Source organism: Grimontia marina (assembly GCF_900060185.1).
GTDB classification, from domain to species: Bacteria; Pseudomonadota; Gammaproteobacteria; order Enterobacterales; family Vibrionaceae; genus Enterovibrio; species Enterovibrio marinus.
The window spans coordinates 87,841-107,018 of record NZ_FIZY01000014.1 but is presented as its reverse complement, the minus strand read 5'-3'; the positions used below and the strand labels follow the sequence as shown (position 1 = coordinate 107,018).

16 protein-coding genes and 1 pseudogene are annotated in these 19,178 nt (G+C 48.5%); 5 read left to right on the top strand and 12 right to left on the bottom strand.

Features of this window, described 5'->3' with window-relative positions:
* The 3 genes and pseudogenes from GMA8713_RS26725 to GMA8713_RS09635 form a co-directional block, all read left to right on the top strand.
* Positions 1 to 207: pseudogene (locus tag GMA8713_RS26725) on the top strand (group II intron reverse transcriptase/maturase); the annotation flags it as partial.
* 284 nt (positions 208 to 491) lie between these two features.
* Entirely contained in the window at positions 492 to 2,033 is a 1,542-nt protein-coding gene (locus GMA8713_RS09640; protein ID WP_062708542.1) for a YjjI family glycine radical enzyme, read from the top strand.
* 26 nt (positions 2,034 to 2,059) lie between these two features.
* The gene (locus GMA8713_RS09635; protein ID WP_062708540.1) at positions 2,060 to 2,941 is read left to right on the top strand and encodes a YjjW family glycine radical enzyme activase; all 882 of its coding nucleotides are present in this window, start codon (positions 2,060 to 2,062) and stop codon (positions 2,939 to 2,941) included.
* Positions 2,942 to 2,966: 25 nt separating this feature from the next.
* On the opposite strand, the gene GMA8713_RS09630 is transcribed toward GMA8713_RS09635, so the two are convergent.
* From GMA8713_RS09630 to GMA8713_RS09600, 7 genes are all read right to left on the bottom strand, one after another.
* Positions 2,967 to 3,881 (bottom strand): LysR family transcriptional regulator, encoded by a 915-nt coding sequence (locus GMA8713_RS09630; protein WP_062708556.1) that lies wholly within the window; start codon positions 3,879 to 3,881, stop codon positions 2,967 to 2,969.
* Between the two features lie 110 nt (positions 3,882 to 3,991).
* Positions 3,992 to 5,245: a glutamate-5-semialdehyde dehydrogenase gene (locus GMA8713_RS09625; protein ID WP_062708538.1), complete on the bottom strand. Its 1,254-nt coding sequence runs from the start codon at positions 5,243 to 5,245 to the stop codon at positions 3,992 to 3,994.
* Positions 5,246 to 5,296: 51 nt separating this feature from the next.
* Positions 5,297 to 6,454, bottom strand: a complete 1,158-nt coding sequence (proB, locus tag GMA8713_RS09620) for a glutamate 5-kinase (RefSeq protein WP_062708535.1) — start codon at positions 6,452 to 6,454, stop codon at positions 5,297 to 5,299.
* Positions 6,455 to 6,559: 105 nt separating this feature from the next.
* Entirely contained in the window at positions 6,560 to 6,964 is a 405-nt protein-coding gene (gene crl / locus GMA8713_RS09615; protein WP_062708533.1) for a sigma factor-binding protein Crl, read from the bottom strand.
* A gap of 209 nt (positions 6,965 to 7,173) precedes the next feature.
* Positions 7,174 to 8,427 carry an esterase FrsA gene (gene frsA, locus GMA8713_RS09610; RefSeq protein ID WP_062708531.1) on the bottom strand — a complete coding sequence of 418 codons (1,254 nt, stop codon included), beginning with the start codon at positions 8,425 to 8,427 and terminating at the stop codon, positions 7,174 to 7,176.
* Positions 8,428 to 8,570: 143 nt separating this feature from the next.
* Entirely contained in the window at positions 8,571 to 9,029 is a 459-nt protein-coding gene (gene gpt / locus GMA8713_RS09605) for a xanthine phosphoribosyltransferase (RefSeq protein ID WP_062708528.1), read from the bottom strand.
* A 63-nt stretch (positions 9,030 to 9,092) separates the two neighbouring features.
* Positions 9,093 to 10,379 (bottom strand): NCS2 family permease, encoded by a 1,287-nt coding sequence (locus GMA8713_RS09600; protein WP_062708525.1) that lies wholly within the window; start codon positions 10,377 to 10,379, stop codon positions 9,093 to 9,095.
* 992 nt (positions 10,380 to 11,371) lie between these two features.
* On the opposite strand from GMA8713_RS09600, the gene GMA8713_RS09595 reads away from it, so the two are divergent.
* Both GMA8713_RS09595 and GMA8713_RS09590 read left to right on the top strand, forming a co-directional pair.
* Entirely contained in the window at positions 11,372 to 13,012 is a 1,641-nt protein-coding gene (locus tag GMA8713_RS09595; RefSeq protein WP_062708522.1) for a methyl-accepting chemotaxis protein, read from the top strand.
* Between the two features lie 187 nt (positions 13,013 to 13,199).
* Positions 13,200 to 14,660, top strand: coding sequence for an aminoacyl-histidine dipeptidase (locus GMA8713_RS09590; protein ID WP_062708519.1), 1,461 nt, complete (start codon positions 13,200 to 13,202; stop codon positions 14,658 to 14,660).
* Positions 14,661 to 14,718: 58 nt separating this feature from the next.
* Here GMA8713_RS09590 and dinB read toward each other — a convergent pair whose 3' ends face one another.
* The 5 genes from dinB to nqrE form a co-directional block, all read right to left on the bottom strand.
* A complete protein-coding gene (gene dinB / locus GMA8713_RS09585) occupies positions 14,719 to 15,777 on the bottom strand; it encodes a DNA polymerase IV (protein ID WP_062708516.1) in 1,059 nt (352 codons plus the stop codon).
* Positions 15,778 to 15,924: 147 nt separating this feature from the next.
* On the bottom strand, positions 15,925 to 16,146 hold the full coding sequence (gene nqrM / locus GMA8713_RS09580) for a (Na+)-NQR maturation NqrM (protein WP_002537052.1): 222 nt from the start codon (positions 16,144 to 16,146) through the stop codon (positions 15,925 to 15,927).
* Between the two features lie 10 nt (positions 16,147 to 16,156).
* Positions 16,157 to 17,173 carry an FAD:protein FMN transferase gene (locus GMA8713_RS09575; protein WP_062708513.1) on the bottom strand — a complete coding sequence of 339 codons (1,017 nt, stop codon included), beginning with the start codon at positions 17,171 to 17,173 and terminating at the stop codon, positions 16,157 to 16,159.
* 153 nt (positions 17,174 to 17,326) lie between these two features.
* Positions 17,327 to 18,550, bottom strand: coding sequence for an NADH:ubiquinone reductase (Na(+)-transporting) subunit F (gene nqrF / locus GMA8713_RS09570; protein WP_062708510.1), 1,224 nt, complete (start codon positions 18,548 to 18,550; stop codon positions 17,327 to 17,329).
* 31 nt (positions 18,551 to 18,581) lie between these two features.
* A complete protein-coding gene (nqrE, locus tag GMA8713_RS09565) occupies positions 18,582 to 19,178 on the bottom strand; it encodes an NADH:ubiquinone reductase (Na(+)-transporting) subunit E (RefSeq protein ID WP_002537045.1) in 597 nt (198 codons plus the stop codon).

Below are 19,178 nucleotides of genomic sequence, written 5' to 3'. Positions count from 1 at the left end.
TGGCAATTTCACGGTTGGCAGAAGATCTCAGGTATGGATTGCCAGTTCAATCTCTTCCAAATAGCCAAAGTGCCTATCGAGAGACATGTAAAAATCCGAAGTGCAGCAACACCTTTTGACCCTGAATGCCAAGAATATTTGGCAAAGAGAAAGTCCAAAAGGCTAGTTCGCAACACTTGGAATGATCCTGCTCTGGCTGCGTTATAAGTTGCTGGGTATCAAACGATGCCTTTGTGGAGGCTTGAGCCGTATGCAGTGAAAGTTGCACGTACGGTTCTTAGGGAGACGGCACTTGGCAACAAGTGTCGTCCACCCGACATTTTTGAGTTACGCTGAGTACAGGCCCAGATCCCTCCCCTTCAACCCTTTGAAACGTCAATTCCATCCACAACATGGATTTCCATTTTGGAAAAACACGCTTCTTGATAGTTCAATAGTGGCAAGCCGGATTCGCGCTTAGTATAAACCCAAATTAAAGTAGGGTCTTTTCCATGAGCAAGCAACTGACAGAACTTCAAGAACGTTTCTACCAAATCATCAACAACCCAACCCTGTCGCCAAAGCAGAAAAACCAATGGCTGGCGTTGGAAGCAGAAGCAAGCCTGCCTTACATGGATATCTCGGACGATATCGAGCAGGCGATGAAAGACGGCGTTATCTGTGACATGTTTGAAGGTCACGCACCGTTCAAACCTCGCTACGTGCTGCCAGACTACGCAAAGTTCCTGTCTCAGGGTTCTGAGTACCTTGAGCTGTCTCCAGCAGAGAACCTGGATGATGCGCTTAACATGCTGAACATCATCTACCACCACGTACCGTCAGTGACCAACATCCCTGTTTACGTGGGTCAACTGGATGACATGCTGATGCCTTACGTGGGCGACCTGTCAGACGAAGAGATCTACCAAAAAATTAAGCGTTTCTGGATCATGCTGGACCGCACCCTGCCAGACGCATTCATGCACGCGAACATCGGCCCAGCAGACAACATCATCTGTCGCACTATCCTGCGCGTCGATGCTGAGCTGAAGCAAATCGCACCGAACCTGACATTCATGTACGACCCAGCGGTGACTTCTGACGACCTGCTGCGCCAAGCGACCTCAAACATTGTTGAGTGCAGCAAGCCACACATCGCGAACTACCCAATGCACGCTGCGGCATACGGTGACAAGCGTTTCGGTATCGTGAGCTGCTACAACTCGCTGCCACTGGCTGGCGGTTCTAACACGCTAGTGCGCATGAACCTGAAGCACGCTGCTGAGAAAGCGGAAAGTGCAGAAGACTTCCTGAACGAAGTGTTGCCAACCTACAGCAAGCTGATGGTTGAACTGATGGACGTTCGCAGCAGCTTCCTGCACGAATCTTCAAACTACTTCAAACACTTCCTGGCAACAGAGGGGCTGATTGAAGAAGGCCGTTTCGCGCCGATGTTCGGTATTTACGGCATGGCGGAAGCCGTCAACATCCTGATGGAAAAAGACGGTCAGTCACTGAAGTACGGTCACGACATCGCGGCAAACGAACTGGGCCACGCAATCTCTGGAAAACTGGCTGAGATTGTTGAAGCGAGCCCTGTGAAGTACGGCCTGAACGGTAAAGCGGTACTGCACTCACAAGGTGGCATCAGCATCGATAAAGACGTAACCCCGGGCGTTCGTATCCCTTACGGTACTGAACCAGACCCAGTGACTTACGTGCACGCAACCGCTGGTCACCACAAATACTACACCTCGGGTATCAGTGACATTCTGACCATCGACGAGACAGTAAAATCAAACCCAGAAGCCATGTTCAACCTATGTAAAGGTGCAATCAACATGGGCTACCGTGAGTTCACCGCGAACGTTGCGTCAAACGATCTGGTGCGCGTAACGGGTTACATGATCAAACTGTCTGACATTGCGAAATACGACGATGAAGGTTCTCGTAAGAACACCACGTGGCTGGGCGCAGAAGCAGCTTGCAACACAGGTATTCTTGACCGCGCACCACGTGTTGTGAGCTTCGAGACCACGCCTGTTTACAAATAAGCGATAGAAAGCAATGCCGCCGGAGAATGTCAGTGAAACCGAGTAAGACAAACGCATTGGTCAGCCGTATCCTGACATTCTCTTGTGTTGACGGACCGGGCAACCGCCTGGTCATCTTTTTGCAGGGCTGTAATTTCGACTGCATTACCTGCCACAACCCGCATACCATCAATCACTGCACCGATTGCGGCGATTGTGTAGCGCCCTGCCCTGCTGAAGCCCTGTCATTCAATGCTGAAGGCAAAGTGGTTTGGGATGAGGCAACGTGTACCCACTGCGATCTTTGCATCGACGTGTGCCCTCACAAGTCCAATCCAAAAATTGTCAGCTACAGCTTGGACGACATGCTGGCCTTGGTTCGCCAACACCACTTTTTCCTGAACGGCATTACCGTGTCAGGCGGTGAAGCCACGCTGCAACTGCCGTTCATTATCGAGCTGTTCAAAGCGGTAAAAGCGGACCCTGCGTTGTCACACCTGACATGCTTTATCGACAGCAACGGTTCTTTGTCTCGCGCGGGTTGGGAGCGTGTTGCCCCTTACCTTGATGGCGCAATGATTGATTTAAAATCTTGGCAATCCGAGACGCACCGTTGGCTCATTGGCCGCGATAAACACCGCGTCATTGAGACTATCGACTTGCTGGCTGAGATGGGAAAACTGCACGAAGTGCGTTTACTTCATATTCCGGGGAAAAGTGACTTGGATACGGAAGTGGATGCCGTCGGCGCGTTTCTCAATAAACTGCCGGAATCGGTTCAAATTCGCCTCAATGCCTTTCAGCACCATGGCGTGATGGGTCAGGCATTAGAGTGGGAAAAATGCAGTGAAGCGGAAATGGATCGCTTTCACGACTTGCTGTTCGCCCACATTCAGCGGCCGATGCTGAAACCGACCATTTATACCTAACTCACCATCCAATTTGGGCTGGCGTTTAGCTTTTGGCAAGAAGCTGACTATGAAGCCAACGACACGCTGGATTGTTCAGGCTCACCGTATTCCACACCAGACTGTATGCCACCTGCCCATAATCAAACGGCAGGGGTTTCGCCACCAGCCCTTTTGCCTGCAACGCAGTTTCCGCCCAACGTTTAGAGCAGGTAAACAGGTAGTTTGAGTGGTGACAGGTAGATGCAGCCGACCCAAAGTCCGCCACGCGCATGGCTATCTGGCGCGCACCATGGTGCTGGGTCAGGGTTTGTTCGAAATACGGCTCTGACAAATCTTTATCTATCACGTTGATATGGCGACAACTCAGGTAGCCATCAATGTCTAACTCCACATCAGCCAACGGATGGTTTGGGTTCATCAAACACACCATTTCATCCTCCAGAATCGTCTGCCAGACAAGGCTCTTACTGAGCGTCGGTGGCTGACTGACATCGTGAGGAAGTACGAGAAAATCCAGTTTCCCACTGAGCAGCGCTTCGAAACTGAATTGCTCCTTGGTGGAAATACTGAGCTGCGCACTGGCACCCAGTTTTTGGGAAATATCACATAGCGTGGGCGCGAAAAGTTCAAACGTACTTTCCCGCATGGCGAGTGACAGACTGCCGCCAAACCTCTCCGGTGCGAATTCACCCTGCTCAAAGATACCGCTGATATTGGAAAGCACATTATGGATAGCAGGACCAATGCTGAGCGCGTATTGCGTCGGCATCAGTTGGTTGCCACGACGGAAAAAGAGTTCGTCATTCAGATCGGATTTAAGCTGCCCCAATGCCTTACTGACACTTGATTGCGTCACGCAAAGGATCTCTGCCGTTTGTGTCACGCTGTGCGTCATCAAGAGCACATGCATCACAGTGAGGTTTTTCAGGCTGATGCGGGAAAGCGTGGTGTAATCCATGGCGGTCTTTTTCAATCGTGAAGGTTGGCGAGAGATTACCTTCAAAGAGATTGGCAGAAAAGAAAAAGGCACGCTTTCGCGTGCCTTTCAAGATTCACTCGGTGCGCAGGTTAAGCGCGTGGCAGGTAGTCTGCTTTACCGACCCACTTGTAGGTGGTGAGCTCTTCCAAGCCCATAGGACCGCGTGCGTGCAGTTTCTGAGTAGATACCGCAACCTCTGCACCCAGACCGAACTGTGCGCCGTCTGTGAAGCGAGTAGACGCATTCACGTATACCGCCGCAGAACCTGCGCCATTGATAAAGGCTTCTGCTGCTGCCAGGTCGTTAGTCAGGATCGCATCTGAGTGGCTCGCATTGTGGTCACGCATATGTTTGAGCGCTGCATGCACATCGGCGACGACAGCCACACCCAGCGTGTAACTCAGCCATTCGGTATCGAAATCACCGTCCGCTACTTCCTGCAGATCTGTAACGCCGTCCAGCAATGGTAGCGACGCTTTATCAGCAACGATTTTCAGCTTGTTGTCATTGAACAATGGCGTCAGTTTTTGCAGCACCTCAGCGGCAACCGCTTCGTGTACCAGTAAGGTATCCAGCGCATTACACGCAGAAGGACGTTGAACCTTGGAATTAATGATCACATCCAGCGAGCGCTCGAGATCAGCAGTTTTATCCACGAACAGATGGCTGATGCCGAAGCCGCCAATGATCACAGGAATCGTGCTGTTTTCTTTGCACATCTTGTGAAGTCCCGCGCCGCCGCGAGGGATGATCATGTCAACATACTCGTCTAGGCGAAGCAGCTCACCCACAAGTTCGCGATCTGGCTTTTCAATGTACTGCACAGATGCGGCTGGCAAATCAGCTTTTTCCAGCGCGGTCTGAATCACTTTCACCAACTCAACGTTTGAATGGAAGGTTTCACGACCACCACGCAAAATGCTGGCATTGCCGGTTTTCAGACACAAAGAAGCGATATCAATGGTCACGTTCGGGCGCGCTTCATAGATCACGCCAATCACGCCAATGGGTTCGCGGCGACGGCTCAGTGTCATGCCGTTTTCCAGCACTTTGCAGTCAATCTCGCTGCCGACGGGATCAGACAGCGAAATCACGTTGCGAACGTCAGCAGCAATACCCGCCAGACGCGCTTCGTTCAGCAAAAGACGATCCAGCATCGCGTCGGGCAAACCCGCTTCGCGTCCCGCATCGATGTCTTTTGCATTGGCAGCAAGGATAGTTGCTGCGTTCGCTTCCAATTCGTCAGCAATGACTGCCAGCGCTTTATTCTTTTGCGCTGTTGGTGCCGTTGCCAGTGCGTAAGCAGCGTCTTTCGCTGCACGTCCCATTTGTTGAAGACTCATTTCAGCCTCTATTGCTCTTCCTGAATAACCGCGGCTTCTGCCACAGTCTGATTAATCGATAACGACCAAGTCGTCGCAATGCACTGCGACCGCGCCGTGAGCGTACCCCAGAATATCTTGAATATCCTGGCTGTGTCGACCCGCAATCGCGCTGAGATCTTTGCTTGAGTAGCGACAAATACCGCGTGCCAACTGCTTACCTTTCTGGTCGCAGATGCGTGCTACTGAACCGCGGTCAAAGTGACCTTCTACGCCAGTAATACCTTTTGATAACAGGCTGCTGTGACGCTCAACCACTGCTTTCGCAGCACCGTCGTCAATAATGATGTTCCCCGCAGGAGGAGGCCCAGCCAGAATCCAACGCTTGCGGCTTTCCAAAGGTGACTCCAATGGAAGGAAGCGCGTACCGGCTTCTTTGCCATCCACTAAATGTTGAATCACTTCCGGACGGCTGCCTGCTGCGATCGTCACTTCAATACCTGCACGGCGGGCGACATCTGCTGCCTGCAGTTTGGTTGCCATACCACCTGTACCTAACCCACTGACACTGCCGCCAGCCAGTTTGTGCAGGGTCTCATCGATGGTATGTACTTCGCGGATAAGCTCTGCATCAGGATTGCTGCGTGGATCAGCAGTGAATAGACCCGGTTGGTCAGTCAGCAATAAAAGCTTGTCTGCTTCAGCCAAAATCGCGACCAGTGCTGACAGGTTATCGTTGTCACCGACTTTGATTTCTGCCGTCGCGACCGCATCGTTTTCATTCACAACAGGCACAATGTTATTTGCCAGCAGTGCTTGCAGCATGTCACGTGCATTGAGGTAACGCTCGCGGTCATCCAAATCAGCGCGGGTCAGCAGCATTTGACCAATGTTAATGCCATAAATGGCAAACATGCTTTCCCATTCCTGGATAAGGCGGCTTTGACCTACCGCAGCCAGCATTTGCTTATTAGCAATAGTCGGCGCAAGTTCGGGATAATTGAGGTGTTCACGACCCGCAGCAATCGCACCAGAAGTGACAACAATGACTTTGTGTCCCTGACGGATAAGCATGGCGCATTGACGTACCAATTCAACAAGGTGTGCGCGGTCGATTTTCTTGGAGCCACCGGTCAGTACGCTGGTACCGAGTTTGACGACAATGGTCTGGCGATCAGAAGTATCGCCAGCACCAGAATAGACAGATGAAACGTTTTCTTGGCCTGACATGATATTGACAACATAAAAGCAATTAAGCCCTTCTTTTATCAATCCCAGACCAAGATAACAAGTGATTAAAGCAACTCAATCACATAATTCATCAAAAGGAGAGGTTTAGGCTGCAGAACCCAGCTTAGGCTCTTTCAGTGAAGGCTTGGCACTGATTTCCAATCCCAATTCGCCTTCGACAAATTCAGTTATTTTTGAATAAAACGCATCAAGCGAGGCTTTTACTTCGGTAGAAGACTTATTTGGTACATTCTCCGCCTTCCACGCGCCCTCGGTATCGAATTTACCGAAAGTATAAGCGTACTCAAACCCACCCTCTTTTGGTGAGATTTCCATCCACCAGCCCCAAAACTCACGGCATTCCGGTGATTTTTTGGCATTCACGCAAGCAGAAAGGCAATCAAAGAAATAACCTTCTTCCGAGCATTTATTTTGGCGTAAGTAAGGCCCCAACTGCGCAAAACGCGTCAGCAGGCGCCCATGTGAAAGCGTTTTTGTTTCATCGGTCATAGCAAGCTCCCATAAGACGAGAAAAGTTCCGTTTCAACACTACCGCGTACCGGCAAAAAAGGGGCTGTTTAGCGCGAATCCCCTATTTTTATTATGTGTATTTTTACCAGCAGGTAATGCTTGTATAACACGCTACGATCAATATATCGTCCCATCGAGCATTGCTTTGAGCATTTAATGAATGCTCCACGCCGTTAAGAAGATCTATATCACAATGTATCGCTAAACCATTTCACAGCATCATTCATTATTCTGTGATATCCATCAAGAAGTGATCTATTGGGTAGCGTCTTCGCCTTGCCACCAAAACTGTAGAGTGCAGCAAGTTGATTATCCGTTTCTGGGCAAACTGGGTCACCTTCCAGGCTTAACGCCAATACCGGCACTTTGGTTTTTCGGCCGGATAGCAGTCCTTGATTTTTTAGCGATAGCGCTTGCAACTGAGTCAAAAACGATGTTGACGCCTGCACTTTCCCCATTCGGGAAGCGATAGTATCTAGATGCATCGGTGAGATCTGTCTAAGGCGCTGCATATCACTCAGTAAGGCGTGCAATACCCCACCAATGGATACGCAAGACTTGATACGATTCTCTTCCACAAACGCCATACGAACTGCAGCATTACCGCCAAAACGTACGCCCATACAGCCGACACGATGATGGTCAACCCAAGGTACTGAAGTGAGCTCACTCAGCATCGCCTGATGCAACTTGCTGGTATCCTCGCTCAGGGGCCAATGACAGCTACGACCAACAGACGGCATATCCAAAGTCAGCATGGCGATATTCGCAGGTGCAAAGTAGGTTTCGAACAGACGCCATAAGTCAGTCTGCAATGTATCCAAACCACCACTGACGATCACAGTAGGTAAAGGCTCATTGGTATGGGGAAGGTACAGGAAACCTTCGAGCGGTTTACCATCAACCTTAGTGATGATGTTTTTGATTTTGTATTGGGATTTTTCAATTGCAGAGTGGAAAGCCTTGTTGGCCAACACTTCAGCCTGCAAAGAAAGAGGATCGCCTTTTAAATGGGGGTAGGCAGCAATACTGAAATGGGTACAGGCATGTAGCCAATGCTCCGCAGCATCAGTTTTGTTTCCCCGCTCTTCGCTCTCTTGCGCAAGCTTCTGATGCTTCATGCCCTCCTGCGTCCATTCATAGGACCAGTTTCCAGGTCGATAACCCACAACCGTATCCAATAGCGTTTCACTGGTGCGGTTATTATCAGAGCCCGCAATACGCGCCAAAGTTGCTTCCATCTCAATGGGATCAATACCTTGCCAAATCCACTGAGGGCGACGCAGCGTACGGTACCAGCTGTTATTGCTGTCTCCATCTAAAGTGTTGTGAACACAATTTGCCGATTGGTTGACCGACCCAACAATGGTCGAGGTTTCCTTGGCATGCTTGTGTTGTTTGAAGAGTTTTACTGAAAGGTTTTCGGATTCGGTTTCGCTCACGGAACCTCTCCCTGTTTAGGTATCTGAACTGACACTATTGTATACCCAAACAAACTGAAAACCATGACCTCACCTGAATGATAGACGCCTAAATTTGGACATAAAAAAAGCCCCATAAAGGGGCTTTTCAAGTTCTTTAGCAATTAACGCTTTGAGATTGGCTCAACGAAAGTTACGCCCATGTCCCAAGGTTGCTCAATCCAGCAATCCTGAGGGATGTCTACCACATAGTCATCTACCAGATGTTTACCTGCCGGCTTCGCACAAACAGTCACGAATTTCGCTTTCGGATACATTTCACGAATGACTTCTGCAGTACCGCCAGTATCAACCAGATCGTCCACTACCAGGAAGCCTTCGCCGTCGCCGTCTGCTTTCTTCAGAACACGCATATCACGCTGGTGATCGTGGTCGTAGCTAGAAATGCAAACTGTATCCACATGGCGAATACCCAGTTCACGCGCCAAAATCGCTGAAGGAACCAGACCACCGCGGCTTACCGCGATAATGCCTTTCCATTGATCTGCAGGTAGCAGTTTTTCAGCCAGTTGACGGGTGTACATTTGCATGTTGTCCCAGGTGATAAAAAACTTGTTGCTCATTTAGAAAACCTCAGGCGTTAGACGCCAATTTAACTCAGTCAAACGATTGCGGCGTATTGTGTCTTACATAACGAATTTCAGCAAGAACAGGGCAGCAAGAACCCAAATACTGATAGGCACATCACGTCCTTTACCGCTGAATGCTTTGATAGCACAGTAAGAGATAAAGCCCAGACCGATACCGTGAGCAATTGAATAGGTCAACGGCATCAGCAAACACACAACCACAACAGGTGCCGCCTCCGTCAAATCACGCCAGTTAACGCCCACCAGGCCCGACATCATAAGGATAGCGACGTAAAATAATGCACCCGCAGTTGCATAAGCCGGAACCATACCTGCCAATGGAGAGAAGAACAACGCAAGCAGGAACATGATACCCACAGTCACTGCAGTCAGACCGGTACGCCCACCTGCAGCAACCCCTGACACACTTTCAATATATGACGTAGTATTCGATGTACCCAGAACCGCACCCACAGTAGTCGCGGTACTGTCAGCCAACAGCGCACGGTTCAGACGTGGCAGTTTTCCATCTTTATCCAGTAGCTCTGCTTTTTGCGCAACACCTACCAAGGTGCCCGCTGTATCAAACAAGTCAACGAAAAGGAAAGCAAACACGATAGAAATCAGACCGACTTCCATCGCACCGGCAAAATCAAGCTGCATAAAAGTTGGAGCAATGCTTGGTGGTGCAGACATGATGCCGCCATATTGGATTTCGCCGAACAACACACCCAATGCAGTCACGATAAGAATCGCAATCATTACTGCACCTTTGATGCCGCGGTTAACTAGGCCAATAGTCAAGAAAAAACCCAATGCTGCCATCGCAGGACCAAAAGCAGACAAATCGCCCATTGAAACCAGCGTTGCTGGATGGTCAACAACAATGCCGGAGTTTTGCAATGCAATCAGCGCCAGAAACATACCGATACCCGCAGAGATACCGGTGCGCAGTGAAAGCGGAATTGAGTGGATAATCCACTCACGCACTTTGAACAGGCTTAACGCAATAAAACATACACCCGACAGGAATACTGCGGCCAATGCCACCTGCCATGAGTAACCCATCTGGAACACAACAGTGTAGGTAAAGAATGCATTCAAACCCATACCTGGCGCCTGGGCCACAGGATAGTTTGCAACCAAGCCCATGATGAAACAGCCAATTGCCGCCGCTAAACAGGTTGCAACAAAGACTGCACCACGATCCATACCTGTTTCAGATAGAATCGCTGGGTTTACGAAAATGATGTAAGCCATTGTCAGGAAGGTAGTCAGTCCTGCAATAACCTCGGTTTTGATATCTGTACCTTGCTCTTTCAGTTTAAAAAGACGCTCAAGCATGGCTTTCTGTTCCTTGGAAAGTAAGAATTTGGAAAATTTTCACGCAAACGTTTGTGGAAAACGTTTGCGTGAAAATTTGACGCGCATATTACCCGCCACATCACAAAATTTCCAGCGTGAATAACCACTTGAAAATCTTGATTGCTGGCGAATTAAACGACAGTTCGCGACCCTAGGGTCTGTACATATTATGTTAGAAGGAAACGCTGCTTAATAAATGTACTGTGTTGAAATCTGAGAGTTATATAAAGAAGTGGCTGAACAGAATGAGATCTGCTCAATGATTCACCAATTGATAGGTAAAAAAAACGCCACTTTAAAAGTGGCGCCAGATAAAAATGGCGTTCCCAAACTACGGAAACAAAGTATCTGTTAGAGCGGGGTATTACAGTTGAGGACCTCGGTCCTCAGGGGGAACAAGTAAACTTACTTACGGCTGTACCCGAACATCGCCGGATAGCGAAAATTAGTGGTGTATACAGAACCGCGATTCCAGTATTGACACGCTGAACTACCTTTCATCAGCTTATTACCTCAAAAAAATTCGAAAAGAATGCAGCTTCGTTAAAAGCTCGGTTCCGTGGAGACGAATACATTTCGGGCTTATCCATAAACAAATGAAAGCGCATGGCCATGTCCCGGGCAAAGAGCCCAATCCAAGGGACAGCGGGATAATAGCTTTTTCGTTACTTTATTACAACCAATAAAGCGACATAGATCACTCTTTACCTGAAAACCCTTTAGTTGATGTAATTTAATTACACACAGTTTCAAATGTTATAGAGAAAAATGTTAAGACATCTAGCTATTTCACCATAATTGCTTGAATACCAAACGTCATGCTGAAAAAGTAGACAGTGTAACTATAATTAAGACACCACAAGATAGGACTCGCTCATATAGGCTGCTCTAAACCCAGCTGAAAAGCGAACCACGGACAAACTGCAGTTGATGCTGTAGCTCCTTCAGTCACAACATAGGAATGTACTCTGATGCTTGTCAACGCTATTCGTAATATCAAAATCCGCCAGAGGGTTTTCATACTTGTCGCGATTATTCTAAGCGCCATGGTAATCCCAATTTATCTATTCGCCAGTCAAAACTACCAAGCCTTAATGGAGTATAAAAAGGATGAAACCAAAGTACTTGTGGAAAGCGGCCATTCACTAATTGAATACCATTACAACCGCTATAAAAATGGCGATATAACGGAACAAGAAGCCAAGCAGGCCGCTCTTGATGCGATTGCGGCTCTCCGATATGACCAGGGCAACTACTTTTGGATTAATGACAGTCAGCCTGCAATGGTCTTACACCCTATTAAGCCTGAGTTAAATGGTAAAGATCTTAGTCAATTTGAAGACAAGGCGGGGAATCGTCTGTTCGTTGAAATGGCATCAACAGCCAAACGTTCAGGAGGTGGTTTTGTTGACTATTTTTGGAGTAAGCCGGATTCTGACGTCCCTGTTCAAAAGAGTTCTTATGTGAAGCTTTTTCAGCCCTGGGGCTGGATTCTGGGCACAGGCATATATGTGGATGACGTAAAATCTAATTTTGCCAGCGGGATTACATTTCTGATTGCGTGTATGACAGTGATTTTTGGAATAGTTCTTTTTATCAGCGCAATTATCGGACAATCTATCGTTGCACCAAGCGTCAATACGGCCAAAGCACTGGAAGATATATCGAGTGGTCAGGGAGATCTATCAAACAGACTACCTTCTTCCGGTCGAGACGAACTCAGTCAGATAGCCCGCTTCTTCAACCGTTTCATCGAACAAATTCGTGGCATAGTCGGAGATATAAATCCAGTGTCTGACACGCTCGCCAAATCAGCGGATGAAATGGCTCGTTTATCTGAAAGTTCCGAAAGACTGGCAAATCAGCAAAGTGCAGAAATCGACAGCATTTCCGCCGCCGTCAATGAACTGCTGGCCAGTAATCAAGAAATGGCTTCTTCAGCCGCACATGCTGCGCAGGAAGCGCAACTTGCTACAAATGAATGCCATCAAGGTCAAAAAGTTGTCAACGATATGCACCACCAGATGCAAGGGATGGTTAATAGTATTCAGAGCGCTTCTAACGAAGCGAATATGCTTTCAGATGACTCAAAGAATGTGGGTCAGGTGCTAGATGTTATTCGTGCCATCGCTGAACAAACCAATCTACTTGCGCTGAATGCTGCTATTGAAGCTGCACGCGCTGGCGATCAAGGACGGGGCTTTGCGGTAGTGGCTGATGAAGTCCGCACCTTGGCTATTCGTACCCAACAAAGCACAGATGAAATTGAAACCATCATTACCTCGCTGCAAACCCGTGCTTCATCCCTCAATGCTGAGCTAGGCAAAACGCAGACCCTTTCTGAGGCTACAGCCGAACACAACCAACTAACCCTACAAGCCTTAACAGCCATAGACGCTAAAGTTAGGGACATCACAGACGTTACACAATCTATTGCATCTGCATGCAACCAGACGGCCGCAGCAACAGAAGAGATCAACATCAACCTGAACAACCTTGTCAGTAAAGGGCGCGAAACCGTTGAACAAAGCCGAGACCTGACGGAACAGAGTCTTGCTCTGTCAGCCGTCGGCGTTCAGCTCAAGAGTGCAATCGGTCAGTTCAAGATGTAAGCTTTCACTCGCCATTCAGAGATATGCTTTTAACAAAGCATACTTTTACGTTACAAATTCTGTTAGTTTGACGGCATGCCCCAGTGGCGTGCCGTTTTTGCATATGGAAATGGTATGTTATTTGGGTATAGAAGCCATCTTGGCTTTGCGAAATGCCTTTTTATTCCTAGTTTTCTGGAGAAAGCCTGTGTCAGAAATCAGCCAACTATCGCCACAACCTGTGTGGCAGTTTTTCGATAAGATCTGTTCCATCCCTCACCCATCCAAGCATGAAGAGCAACTGGCACAGTACATTGTTGACTGGGCTACCAGTGAAGGCCTTTCTGTTACCCGAGATGATATCGGCAACGTGATCATAAGAAAGCCAGCCACAGCGGGTATGGAAAACCGCAAAGGTGTAGTGCTTCAGGCACATATCGATATGGTGCCGCAGAAAAACGAAAACACGGACCATGATTTCACGACCGATCCTATCCGTCCTTACATTGACGGGGAATGGGTTACCGCCGATGGCACCACTCTGGGTGCAGACAACGGTATGGGCATGGCGACATGTCTTGCGGTTCTGGCGTCTAAAGACATTGAACATGGCCCACTGGAAGTTCTGCTGACCATTGATGAAGAAGCGGGTATGACTGGCGCGTTTGGTCTGAAGGCAGGTTGGTTGGAAGGTGAGATCCTCCTGAATACCGACTCTGAGCAAGAAGGCGAAATCTACATGGGTTGCGCAGGCGGTGTAGATGCCTCCATAGCATTCTCTTTGGAGCGCGAGACTCTAGGCGGCGGCTACGTCGGTAAAACGCTTCAGATTAAAGGCCTGAAAGGCGGCCACTCCGGTGTTGATATTCACACCGGCCGTGCAAATGCCAACAAGTTGTTGGGCCGTTTTCTAGCTGGTCACGCGAACGAATTGGGTCTTCGCCTACTTTCAGTCCGCGGCGGTACACTTCGCAATGCCATCCCACGCGAAGCTTTTGCAGATGTTGCTGTCCCAGCAGCCAACGAAGAGAAGCTGGCGAACCTCTTCAATCATTTTGAATCTCTGCTGAAGGAAGAACTGGGCGCTGTAGAGACCTCCATCGCACTATCGGTTCTGGATGCCGAGCTCTCCGAGCAAGCTCTGAAGCCTTCGGTACAAAGCCGTATTATCGCCACCATCAATGCCTGTCCAAACGGCGTGATTCGCATGAGCGACGACATTCCCGGTGTAGTTGAAACCTCGCTTAACCTTGGCGTGATTACGACTGAAGACGACAAGATGACCCTACTCTGCCTGATCCGCTCATTGGCAGACAGTGGCCGCAGCTATGTAGAAAGCATGTTGAAATCCACCGGTGAGCTGGCTGGAGCCAAAGTGACCTTCTCTGGCGCGTACCCGGGTTGGAAGCCGGACCCAGAATCAGAAATCATGCATGTTTTCAGAAAAACCTATGAAGACATCTATGGTCGTGCTCCTGACATCATGGTGATTCACGCCGGTCTTGAATGTGGCCTATTCAAGGAGCCGTATCCAAACATGGATATGATCTCCTTCGGCCCGACTATCAAGTTCCCGCACTCACCGGATGAAAAAGTGGAAATTGCTACCGTGGGGCTTTTCTGGGAGCAAATGGTGGGAATGTTGAAAGCCATCCCTGAAAAAGCTTAATCCAAAGAGAAAGAGCGCCAATTGGCGCTCTTTTCAATTCATGGCTCCTTCCAAACCATTACCACTCGAAGCTGAGTTGCGAAGGCTGGTTCTTCTCTTCAGATTTCAAACCAACAGATAAGCCAATCAGCCGCACCCCCCTTCCTTGCTGACGCGCTAATGCTTCGCGTAATAACTCAGGGAACATCGCATTGTCATAACGCCACTGGCGATGCTCCACGGTGGTTTGCTGGAAGTCTGAAAATTTGAGTTTCACACCCTGACGAACAATTTCCATATTGGGCGAGACACGCTTAAGCCTTGTTTCCATCTCTTCAAACAGTGAGGCCATAACATCGAGGCATTCTGCTTCGGTTTGGATGTCCTCTGGCAAGGTTCGCTCAACACCTACTGACTTTCTGACACGCTCTGTTTCCACACTACGTTCATCAATGCCATGGCAACGCTTCCATAAAGACAGACCAAACTTTCCAAACCGTTTGAGCAAAGCATTCTTATCAAATTGCTGCACGTCTTCGCCTTTATACAGTCCCATCTCATGAAGTTTTCCCAAGGTAACCTTTCCAACACCGGGAATTTTCTCCAGTGCTAACGTTTTTACGAAGTCATCGACCTCATCAGGTGTGACGACATACATGCCATCGGGTTTATTGAGATCAGAGGCGACCTTAGCCACGAATTTTACCGGTGCAATCCCCGCCGATGCAGTCAAGCCAAGTTCATCACGAATAGCACGCCGGATATCCTCAGCAATCATGGTCGCAGAACCACGAAAAAGTGAGCATTGACTAACATCCAGATATGCCTCATCAAGAGAAAGGGGCTCAATCTTGTTGGTGTAGCGCTCGAAGATTGAACGGATTTGATGGGAAACACTTTTGTATTTGTTCATGTCCCCTCGAATCACAGTGAGATTCGGACAAAGTTTCAAGGCATGGCCCGTCGCCATGGCAGAGCGAACGCCATATTTACGGGCAATATAATTACAGGTCGAGATCACCCCTCGGCGCTTTTCAGAACCGCCAATAGCAAGAGGGATGTCACGCAGTGCCGGGTTATCCCGCATCTCTACTGCCGCGTAAAAACAATCCATGTCGACGTGGATTATCTTTCTCATAAACTCATTCGCCCAAACCAAACACTGTTTATATACACAGTAATGTGACCATGTGTCAATCTGACAATTCACAATACCTATCAAAGAAAAGAGGAGCCTGAGTTTGCATATGTCATAAAAAAACCGCCTCTCGGCGGTTTTTTAAATTTAGATGATTTGGTTCTTTTTCCACTCTTCAGTCTTCGCTGCCCGAGCTTCTCGCTTCTTACGCGCGTCACATGGTTCTGGGCAATCACATTCTTTCTCGATACCCACTGCGCCCAAACCACCACAGCTTCCGCTGATCGTTTTGCGCTGAATAATGAAGCCAATAGACATACCAGTAATCACCAGAATGAATACCGCGAAGGTTATCAGATACACAGACATCTTATTACCTTTAACGTGTTAGATATGGTTTGAACGCATCCGATGCGACTTCGTTAAATCCACTATCCGTCTTTAAGATGAAAAATGCAGGAATATTTTCCTGGTTCGCTAATGCAAGCGCCGCATCTGGGCCCATCACCATAAAGGCCGTAGATAGACCATCCGCTGTCATACAAGACTTATCAAGTACCGTTACAGACACCAAACGGTGGTTGATTGGCTTGGCTGTTGCCGGGTTGATAGTGTGCGAGTAGCGAACACCATTTTCTTCAAAATAGTTTCTATAGTCACCTGATGTAGCGATAGCCATATCGCCCGGTGCAATGATTTCCTGAACGGTTTGTTGATCAGAAGTTGGCTTTTCAATGGCAATTCGCCATGGTTGCCCTTCAGCATTCTTACCATTCAGTTGAAGCTCACCACCGATCTCCACCAGGTAGTTTTCGATTCCCAGTGAAGCTAAGTAGTCAGCAATCACATCCACGCCAAAACCTTTGGCAATCGATGACAGATCGACATACAAATCTGGATTTGTTTTGATCAAGTTATTGCCATCCACAGTCAGGAAATCTATCCCTGTCATCGCACGGCGCTCTTCGATCAGCGCTTCTGTTGGAACACGATCAGGACGTCCTTCAGGACCAAACCCCCAAAGGTTAACCAGCGGTCCAACGGTGACATCCAATGCTCCGTCGGACAGTATGTTCAGACGAATCGCTTCCGTCACCACTTTTGCCGTATCTTTCGACACAGTAAATGGTTCACTACCTTTTTGCTGGTTAAACAGACTCAACTCTGAGTCTTTGCGGTAAGTGGACATTTGGTCATTCACCAACTCCAGACGCGCATCAATTTCCGCCTGAATATCGCTAGAAGCCGGCAGATCTGAGTCAGAAACGTATTTCACCGAGTAATAGGTTCCCATGGTGGAACCTGTCAGGTGTGTTTGCTGAGGTGCTTGTTCGCATCCAGTCAAAACCAGCAGTGCGCTAATCATTAGACCGGCAGACAACAGGAATTTTTTCATTACATCATCCAGTTGATTATAAGGGGATCAGAAAGAATCACTTTCGACTTTGGTGAGCTTGAAAAGCCATTCAGAAAACAATGATTCTGTCTGATTAGATGCAAAATGGCTGACCCTAAGGCCAGCCATTATCTCCTTCAGACAGCGGGGCGATTAGCCACCGAAGTCATCCAGTAGGATGTTCTCGTCTTCAACACCCAAGTCTTTCAGCATGCCGATCACGGCGGCGTTCATCATTGGAGGACCACACATGTAGTACTCACAATCTTCTGGCGCTTCGTGATCTTTAAGATAGTTCTCGAACAGCACGTTGTGGATGAAGCCAGTGTAGCCATCCCAGTTATCTTCTGGCATAGGATCAGACAGTGCACAGTGCCAAACGAAGTTTTCGTTTTCTGCTGCCAATCCGTCGAAATCTTCTACGTAGAACATTTCACGCTTAGAGCGCGCACCATACCAGAAAGACATCTTACGGCTAGACTTCAAACGCTTAAGCTGGTCGAAGATGTGTGAACGCATTGGTGCCATACCTGCACCACCGCCCACAAATACCATTTCTGCATCAGTGTCTTTCGCGAAGAACTCACCAAACGGACCAGAGATCGTACACTTGTCACCTTCCTTCAATGACCAGATGTACGAAGACATGATGCCTGGTGGTACGTCTGGGTTGTTAGGTGGTGGCGTCGCAATACGCACGTTCAGCATGATGATGCCAAACTCTTCTGGGTAGTTCGCCATTGAGTACGCACGAATGGTTTCTTCATTAACCTTGGACTCGTAACGGAACAGGTTAAACTTCTCCCAGTCTCCACGGTATTCTTCTGGAATATCGTAATCTGCGTACTTAACGTGGTGAGCAGGCGCTTCGATCTGGATGTAACCACCCGCACGGAACGGTACTGACTCGCCGTCTGGAATTTGTAGCTTCAGCTCTTTGATGAAGGTTGCTTTGTTATCGTTAGAGATAACAGAACATTCCCACTTCTTCACGCCGAAGATTTCTTCAGGGAGCTCGATGTCCATGTCAGTTTTCATTGCTACCTGACAGGCCAGACGCTCACCTTCACGTGCTTCACCCTTGCTGATGTGGTCAAGTTCAGTTGGCAGAATATCACCACCACCTGATTTCACTTTCACGCGGCACTGGCCACATGAACCACCACCACCACAAGCTGAAGATACGAATACACCTGCACCCGCCAGCGCGCTCAGAAGCTTACCGCCTGGTTGCGTGGTGATTGCAAGGCTTGGATCGCCGTTTACAGCGATCGTGATGTCACCTGATGGTACCAGCTTGGACTTGGCGAACAGAATCACCAGTACCAGAGCCAGTACGATTAGAGTAAACATCACTACACCAAGAATAATGTCCATTGACTATTCCTTAATTCGCGGTTTACCCGACTTACAGTTGAACACCGGAGAAAGACATAAAGCCTAACGCCATCAGACCTACAGTGATAAAGGTAATACCCAGACCACGAAGTGCAGGTGGTACGTCAGAGTACTTCATCTTTTCACGGATACCTGCCAGCGCAACAATCGCCAGCATCCAGCCCACACCAGAGCCGAAACCGTAAACCACAGACTCCATGAAGTTGTAGTCACGTTGAACCATGAAAGATACACCACCGAAGATTGCACAGTTCACTGTGATCAGCGGCAGGAAGATACCCAGTGCGTTGTATAGCGGCGGGAAGAAGCGGTCCAGAACCATTTCCAGGATCTGTACCAGTGCCGCGATAACGCCGATGAAAGTGATGAAGTTCAGGAAGCTAAGATCCACGCCTTCAACAATCGCACCGTTTTTCAGTACCAGGTTGTAAATCAGGTTGTTAACCGGAACGGCCACAGACAGTACTACGATTACCGCAACACCTAGACCGAAAGAGGTTTTTACTTTCTTGGATACTGCCAGGAAAGTACACATACCCAGGAAGAAAGACAGTGCCAGGTTTTCGATGAAAATCGAACGAACCAGCAGGCTAATGTAATGTTCCAT